This window comes from Mesorhizobium intechi, assembly GCF_002879535.1.
In the GTDB taxonomy this organism is placed as follows: domain Bacteria; phylum Pseudomonadota; class Alphaproteobacteria; order Rhizobiales; family Rhizobiaceae; genus Mesorhizobium; species Mesorhizobium intechi.
Genome location: NZ_PNOT02000045.1, coordinates 25613 through 32188 on the forward strand (window position 1 = coordinate 25613; position 6576 = coordinate 32188).

Consider the following 6576-nt stretch of genomic DNA (forward strand, 5'->3'; position numbering starts at 1 on the left):
CAATTGAAGGATGGGGAGCGTGTCGGACGGAAATACTCATCGGCCCATCCGGTCGCGGGAAGCAGGCACCGCGCTTCGCCATGTCGGCGCCTGAGTCCGATGTCACCTGAAACGCAACGGCTTCTCTCCGCCCTTGGCGATCGGCTGGGCGCGGGCGGCGTGCTTGCGGGCTCCGACGTCGACCAGCGCTATCGCGACGATCCCGACGGCAAGCTTGGCGTGCTGCCCGAAGTCGTGCTGCGTCCACGTGATACCATCGGGGTCGCGGCGGCGCTTGCTGGCTGCAACGCCGTCGGCCAGCCGGTCGTCGTCCAGGGCGGGCGCACCGGGCTGGCTGGCGGCACGCGCGTCCAGCCCGGCGAGATCGTGCTGTCGCTGGAACGCATGAGCGGCCTCGCCGCACCGGACACTCAGGCCGCCAGCATCGTCGCCGAAGCGGGCGCGACGCTGCAGGCGGTGCAGGAGGCGGCCGACGGCGCCGGGCTGATGTTTGGTGTCGATATCGGCGCTCGCGGCTCGGCGACGGTCGGCGGCAACGTCGCCACCAATGCCGGCGGCATCCGCGTGCTGCGTTATGGCATGTACCGGGCGCAGGTGCTTGGGCTGGAGGCCGTGCTGGCCGATGGCAGCGTGCTCTCCTCGCTCAAGGGCCTGCCCAAGGACAATTCCGGCTACGATCTCGGCCAGCTCTTCATCGGCGCGGAAGGGACGCTCGGCGTCGTCACCCGCGCCGCGCTAAGGCTGCACCCGAAGCCGGCCTCCGAGGTGAACGCCTTCTGCGCGCTCGCTTCGCTCGATGCAGCGATCGCCCTGCTCGGGCTGCTGCGGCAAAGGCTCGGCCCGTTATTGTCCGCCTATGAGGTGAATTTCGCGCCCCTCTATGATGTTATGGCTGCCAGCATGGCCATGCCGGCGCCGTTGCCTGTGGGCTCACCTGTCTATGTGCTGGCCGAAATCCAGGGCAGCGAGCCCGAGCGCGACGGCGAGCGCTTCGCCGAGGTCCTGATGCAGGCGGTCGAGGACGGCGTGGTCGACGATGTCGTCGTCTCGCAGTCGCCGCGTGAATTCCGGGCGCTCTGGGACGTGCGGGAGGACGCCAATCGCGTCTTGTTTTCGATCAAAGGCCTGATCGGCGTCGACATCAGCATCCCGCTGGCGCGCATGGGCGCGTTCCTGCAAGAAACCGACGCCGCCATCCGTGCCGTCGATCCCAGCGCCGACATCTATATCTTCGGCCATCTAGGCGACTGCAATCTGCACTACCAGATGCTGACGGCGGATCCGGCGGCCGCCTACGGCATCGTCTATCGCGGCGTGGCGGCGGCGGGAGGGGGCGTTTCGGCCGAACATGGCATCGGCCTCGACAAGAAACAGTGGCTGCATCTGGTGCGCAGCGACGCCGAAATCGCCACGATGCGGCGGCTGAAGACGGCGCTCGACCCGAAGAACATCCTCAATCGGGGGCGTGTCTTCGACCTCGATCCAACTGCCGTCCCGCGATGACAAGGGTCACCTTGTAAGCCGGCGTTCAGCTCCGTTCCGTCGCCATCTGCCTTGGGATCAGGAAACGCGCGGCGAGCACGCAGAGCAGCACGGTGAACATCAGGATCAGTGCCACCAGGGCATTGATGTCGGGCGAGAAGCCAAGCCGCATCATGGCCCACAGCCTGACCGGCAACGTGCTTTGCGTGCCGGTGACCAGGATGGTGATCATGGTTTCGTCGAACGACAGCGCGAACGCCAGGATTGCTGCGCCGACCATGGCGCTCGACAGGTTCGGCAGGATGATGCGCCAGAAGGTCTGCCAGCCGGTGGCGCCTAGATCATAGGACGCTTCGACCAGCGTGCGGCTCATCGACTGCAGCCGCATCAGCACGGTGCGATAGACGATCGCCAGCACGAAGACCGTATGGCCGATAACGACCGTCAGCAGCGAGCGTTCGAGGCCGATCTCGCGGAAGAAGATCAGCAGCGCCAGGCCGCTGATGATCGGCGGCATCAGGAACGGCAGGAAGATGATGAACTGCAGGATCGAGCGTCCCGAGCGGCGCCCGTGATAATAGAGCGCCAGCAGTGTTCCGCTGACCACCGAGAGCACGACGGTGCACAGGCCGACGATCAGCGTGGTACGCAAGGCGGTCAGGATGTCGTGGTTTTCGGCCAGCGCCCGATAGGTCGAGAGGGTCGGTGACGACCAGTCGACATCGCCGTGCGAGATGGTGAAGAAGGACGACACGATCGGCACGAATAGCGGGCTGTACAGCAGCACCGCGACCAACGTTGTGATCGCGGCCAGGAAGATGGTGGAGGGGCGGGGCAGGGCGTTCATACCGACGTCCCCCGGCTGCGCCCGAACCGTTCGCCGATGAGGATCGCGCAGATCACCACGATCGCCAGCGCTACCGACAGTGCTGCGCCGAACGGCCAGTTATAGGCCGTGCCGAACTGGCTGTAGAGGATGCGGCCGAAAGTGAAGCCGCTGGTTCCGCCGACCATCTGCGGTGTCAGGAAATCGCCGATCGCCAGCACGAAGACGAAGCTCGCCGCCGACGCGACGCCGGGCAGGCTGAGCGGCAAGGTGATGCGCAGGAACGTCTGCAAGCCGCTGGCGCCAAGATCGTCGGAGGCACGCAGCAAGGTCTGCGGTATCCGCTCCAGCGACAGGAAGATCGGCAGGATCGCGAAGGGGATCAAAAGCAGGCTCAGCGTCAACAGGATGGCGTTCATGTTGAACACAAAAAGCGTCGACGGCTGCTGCAGGATGCCGATTGCCACCAGCGCCTTGTTGAGGAAGCCGTTGAGGCCGAGGATGCTGCGGATCGCGTAGATCTTGATGACGTAGCTCATCAGCAGCGGCACCAGAAGCAGCATCAGCAAGGCATAGCGCCACCGCCCTCTCAGCGTCGTCAGGAAATAAGCGGCGGGATAGGCCAGCAGGATGCAGATGACGGCCACCGACACGCACAGCACGATGGTGTTCCAGAACACCGGCAGGAAGATCGGGTCCGTGAAGAACCTGACATAGTTGCCGAGCGTCGGCGCGTAGACGATCGTGCCCTGGTCGACACTGAAGAAACTGTAGACCAGGAAGATCGCCAGCGGCACCAGGACGAAGATCACCGGCGCAGCGAAGGCCAGCACGGTCACCAGCAGCGACGAACGCCTTTCCGCGAGCTGTGTCGTGACCACCGCGCTCATGCCAGCACCAGATGGCCTTCATGCGGCGCAAACGAAAGCGCGACCGTCTCGCCGGATCTCAGTGCGCTGCCGCCGATCCGGCTTGGGGTTCGCAGCCGCAGCCGCTGCGCGGCATTGTCCGCGCCTGCCTTAATCGTGGCGACGGTCGACGAGCCGGCAAAGGCCAGATCGGCAATGATGCCGGAAAAGCGGTTGTCGCCATCCGTGGCGTCCGCGAGATGCAAGGCCTCGGGCCGGAATGCCGCGAAGGCGCTCGCGCCCTCCGGTGCGGCTTTCAGATGCGGCTGGTCGGTGATCGAGCAGATCAGGCGCCCAAGTGCGGTCTCGATCGGCCGCTGCTCGCCCTGGACTGGCCCGAGCTTTCCCGCCACCAGATTGTTCTCGCCGAAGAAGCGCGCCACGAACTCGCAATTCGGCTTGTAGTAAAGCTCGTGCGGCGTGCCGAGCTGGCGGATGTGGCCGGCCTGCATGACGCAGATCCGGTCGGCCATGCCGATCGCTTCTTCCTGGTCATGCGTGACGAAAAGGAAGGTGGTCTTGATCTCGCGCTGGATGGATTTCAGGAACTCCTGCATCTGCCGGCGCAGTTCGAGGTCGAGCGCGGCGAGCGGCTCGTCAAGCAGGATCAGCCGCGGCCGGCAGATCAGCGCCCGGGCGAGCGCAACGCGCTGGCGCTGGCCACCGGAAAGCTGTGCCGGAAAGCGGTCGGCGAAACGCCCGAGCTGCACCAGTTCAAGGGCTTCGGCGACACGGCGCGCAATCTCCTTGCGCTGGACATGGCGCACCGAGAGACCATAGCCCACATTGCCGGAAACGGTCATATGCGGGAACAGCGCATAGTCCTGGAAAACGGTGTTGAACGGTCGCTTATTGATCGGCATGCGGCTGATGTCCTGGCCGTCGAGGCGGATGTCGCCAGTGGTCAGCGGCTCCAGCCCGCCGATCAGCCGCAGGACCGTGGTCTTGCCGGAGCCCGACGGCCCAAGGACGGTCAGGAACTCGCCATCCCGGATCGACAGGTCGATGTCGTGCAGAACGGCAACCGTGCCGTAGGATTTCGAGACGGACCGCAGCGTCAGCAGGTCGGGGTTCTGGTTCATGGTACAGTCTCGCATACGCTGCGGCGGTCCGGAACATCCGGACCGCCGGGTCCTTCTGGGTCGGGCTGCGGAAAGGATCAGGGCGTCGCCTTGATCTCGTTCCACATGTCCGACCGCTTCAGCGGGTCCTCGACATTGTTCAGCCAGACCAGCTTGTCGTTGCTGCCGGCGCTGCTCGACTCGACCACGGTGTTGCCGAAACCGGTGCGCTCGGAAAGTTCGCCGCTGACCTTCTTCGTCAGCATGAAGTCGATCCATTTCTCAGCCGCCGCATTGTCGCGCACGCCCTTGGAGATCACCCAATTGTCGAGCCAGGCCAGAGCGCCTTCACTCGGATTGACGTAAGCGACATGGGCGCCGATCTTCTGCAGTGCCTTGACCTGCTGCTGGCCATAATTGGCCCAGATCAGGGCAACGTCATTGTTCTGGTAGATCTGCTGCGCCTCGTCGGCGGTGGTGTAGAAACTCAGCACATTGCGCTTGAGCTCGACCAGCTTGGCCTTGACCGCCGCCATCTGCTCCGCATTGAGATTGAACGGATCCTTGTAGCCGAGCGTCAGCGCGGTGAACGAGAAATTGTGCTCGCCATTGTCGTAGGCCAGGACCTTACCCTTGTAGGCCGGGTCCCACAGCACCGACATCGAGGTCGGTGCCGGCTTGACCTTGTCGGTGTCGTAGATCAGCCCGATGGAATCGAAGCAGAACGGGATGCCGTACACCTTGCCATCCTTGGTGTCGCCGCTGACCTGGGACAGATCGCGAAAGCGCGACAGTACTTCCTTCTGGTTAGGCAGCTTGGTGATGTCGATCGGCGACACCAGATCGGCTTTGATGTAACGCTGCAACTGGGCGGTGTTGACGGCGAAGACGTCGAAATCCTGGCCTTCGCTGCCCTTGATCTTGGCCCAGATCTCGTCATCGCTGCCGATGAAGACGACATCGACGCCGATGCCGGTTGCCGCGGTGAAATCCTTCACCCAGTCCGGATCGGCATAGCCGTCCCAGGCCAACACCCGAAGGTTCGCGGCCAGGGCCGCCGATGTCATCAGGCCGATACCGAGCCCGATTGTCGCTAGTTTTAGAAACGCTTTCTTCAGTCCCATTTATAATCTCCCATTGTCGTTCTGGTGGACCGTAATTTGCGGGCCTCTGCCGTCACAGTTGGGTGACGGTGACCAGTCCCTCGTCCGGCACCGACACCATTCGGTTGCGCAGTGGCTTGCCGAATGCCTGTGCCTGGATTTCATACTCGTCGCCGGGGGCCGTCTTGATGCCGGAGGCGTAACTCATCACCGCCGCGCCGAAGAAATAGGCGTGCAGGTCGCCCGCCCTTCGATGCATCGGGTAGCGGAAATGGAAGTGCTCGAGATTGGCGATCGAGTGCGACATGTGCGCCTCGCCCGACAGGAACTCCTGTTCCCAGATAACAATGCCGTCGCGCAGGATACGGGAATGGCCCCGAACTTCTTCGGGCAGGTCGCCGACCAGCAGCTCGGGCCCGATCGAACAGGAGCGAAGCTTCGAATGCGCGAGGTACAGGTAGTTCTCGCCCTCTGTCACGTGGTCGGAATATTCGTTTCCGAGCGCATAGCCGATGCGATAGGGATGGCCGTCCGGCCCATTGAGATAAAGCCCGACGACCTCGGCTTCCTCTGCGCCGGCTTTCGCGAAAGCCGGCATCGGCAGCGGCGCGCCTGGCGGCACAACGCAGGTGCCGACGCCCTTGAAGAACCACTCGGGCTGGATGCCGATCTTGCCGGCGCCAGGCTTGCCTCCCTCCAGCCCCATGCGGAAGATTTTCAAGGAATCGGATTCCTCGGCACCGTCGCCATGGGTCAGAACATGCATCTGGTTGCGCGCGGCGGCGCTTCCGGTATGGGTCAGGCCGGTGCCGGTGACCAGGAAACGCGCTGGCTCGGGATGGTCGACAGGGGCTAGCACGCGGCCATCGCGCAACAGCTCGTCATAGTCGACCGTAGCCGTGCTCATCCGCGTCTCGGCCAGTGCCGCGATGGATGTGCCCTCGGCGATCGCCGCTTCGGCGAGCTCCAGCACGCTGCCGGTCTTGTCGAGCGGGTGCAGGTGATTGCCGTCTCCGGAGACGCGGCCGACCCGCCTGCTGCCGTCCGGCATTCTGTACTGAACAAGACGCATGAAATACCCTTCTTCCCTTGGAGCCGTATCGGTCACACCCAGCCCGCATCGACGATGAACTGCTGGCTCGTGCACATGCGGCTGTCGTCGGCGGCGAGGAACAGCGCCATGCGCGCGATATCGG

General features: G+C 64.0%; 6 protein-coding genes and 1 pseudogene. 1 reads left to right on the top strand and 6 read right to left on the bottom strand.

The features are described 5' to 3' along the window. The first annotated feature begins 99 nt into the window (after nucleotides 1-99). Nucleotides 100-1503, top strand: coding sequence for an FAD-binding oxidoreductase (locus C1D09_RS04040; RefSeq protein ID WP_143973104.1), 1404 nt, complete (start codon nucleotides 100-102; stop codon nucleotides 1501-1503). A gap of 25 nt (nucleotides 1504-1528) precedes the next feature. Here C1D09_RS04040 and C1D09_RS04045 read toward each other — a convergent pair whose 3' ends face one another. The 6 genes and pseudogenes from C1D09_RS04045 to C1D09_RS33645 all read right to left on the bottom strand — a co-directional run. Then, complete coding sequence (locus tag C1D09_RS04045) at nucleotides 1529-2329, bottom strand: ABC transporter permease (protein ID WP_143973105.1); 801 nt, start codon at nucleotides 2327-2329, stop codon at nucleotides 1529-1531. Next, entirely contained in the window at nucleotides 2326-3198 is an 873-nt protein-coding gene (locus C1D09_RS04050) for an ABC transporter permease (protein ID WP_143973106.1), read from the bottom strand. The genes C1D09_RS04045 and C1D09_RS04050 overlap by 4 nt, the downstream gene beginning before the upstream one ends. Next, entirely contained in the window at nucleotides 3195-4298 is a 1104-nt protein-coding gene (locus tag C1D09_RS04055) for an ABC transporter ATP-binding protein (RefSeq protein WP_143973107.1), read from the bottom strand. The genes C1D09_RS04050 and C1D09_RS04055 overlap by 4 nt, the downstream gene beginning before the upstream one ends. Nucleotides 4299-4375: 77 nt before the next feature. Next, entirely contained in the window at nucleotides 4376-5401 is a 1026-nt protein-coding gene (locus C1D09_RS04060) for an ABC transporter substrate-binding protein (RefSeq protein ID WP_143973108.1), read from the bottom strand. A gap of 52 nt (nucleotides 5402-5453) precedes the next feature. Further along, on the bottom strand, nucleotides 5454-6452 hold the full coding sequence (araD1, locus tag C1D09_RS04065; protein WP_143973109.1) for an AraD1 family protein: 999 nt from the start codon (nucleotides 6450-6452) through the stop codon (nucleotides 5454-5456). A gap of 32 nt (nucleotides 6453-6484) precedes the next feature. Then, nucleotides 6485-6576, bottom strand: a pseudogene (locus tag C1D09_RS33645) (3-oxoacyl-ACP reductase); the annotation flags it as partial.

What these genes read in the sequence shown, in the direction of transcription:
- C1D09_RS04040 (WP_143973104.1), top strand. Translation starts at nt 100, where the DNA reads ATGTCACCTGAAACGCAACGGCTTCTCTCCGCCCTTGGCGATCGGCTG.
- C1D09_RS04045 (WP_143973105.1), bottom strand. Translation starts at nt 2,329, where the DNA reads ATGAACGCCCTGCCCCGCCCCTCCACCATCTTCCTGGCCGCGATCACA.
- C1D09_RS04050 (WP_143973106.1), bottom strand. Translation starts at nt 3,198, where the DNA reads ATGAGCGCGGTGGTCACGACACAGCTCGCGGAAAGGCGTTCGTCGCTG.
- C1D09_RS04055 (WP_143973107.1), bottom strand. Translation starts at nt 4,298, where the DNA reads ATGAACCAGAACCCCGACCTGCTGACGCTGCGGTCCGTCTCGAAATCC.
- C1D09_RS04060 (WP_143973108.1), bottom strand. Translation starts at nt 5,401, where the DNA reads ATGGGACTGAAGAAAGCGTTTCTAAAACTAGCGACAATCGGGCTCGGT.
- araD1 (WP_143973109.1), bottom strand. Translation starts at nt 6,452, where the DNA reads ATGCGTCTTGTTCAGTACAGAATGCCGGACGGCAGCAGGCGGGTCGGC.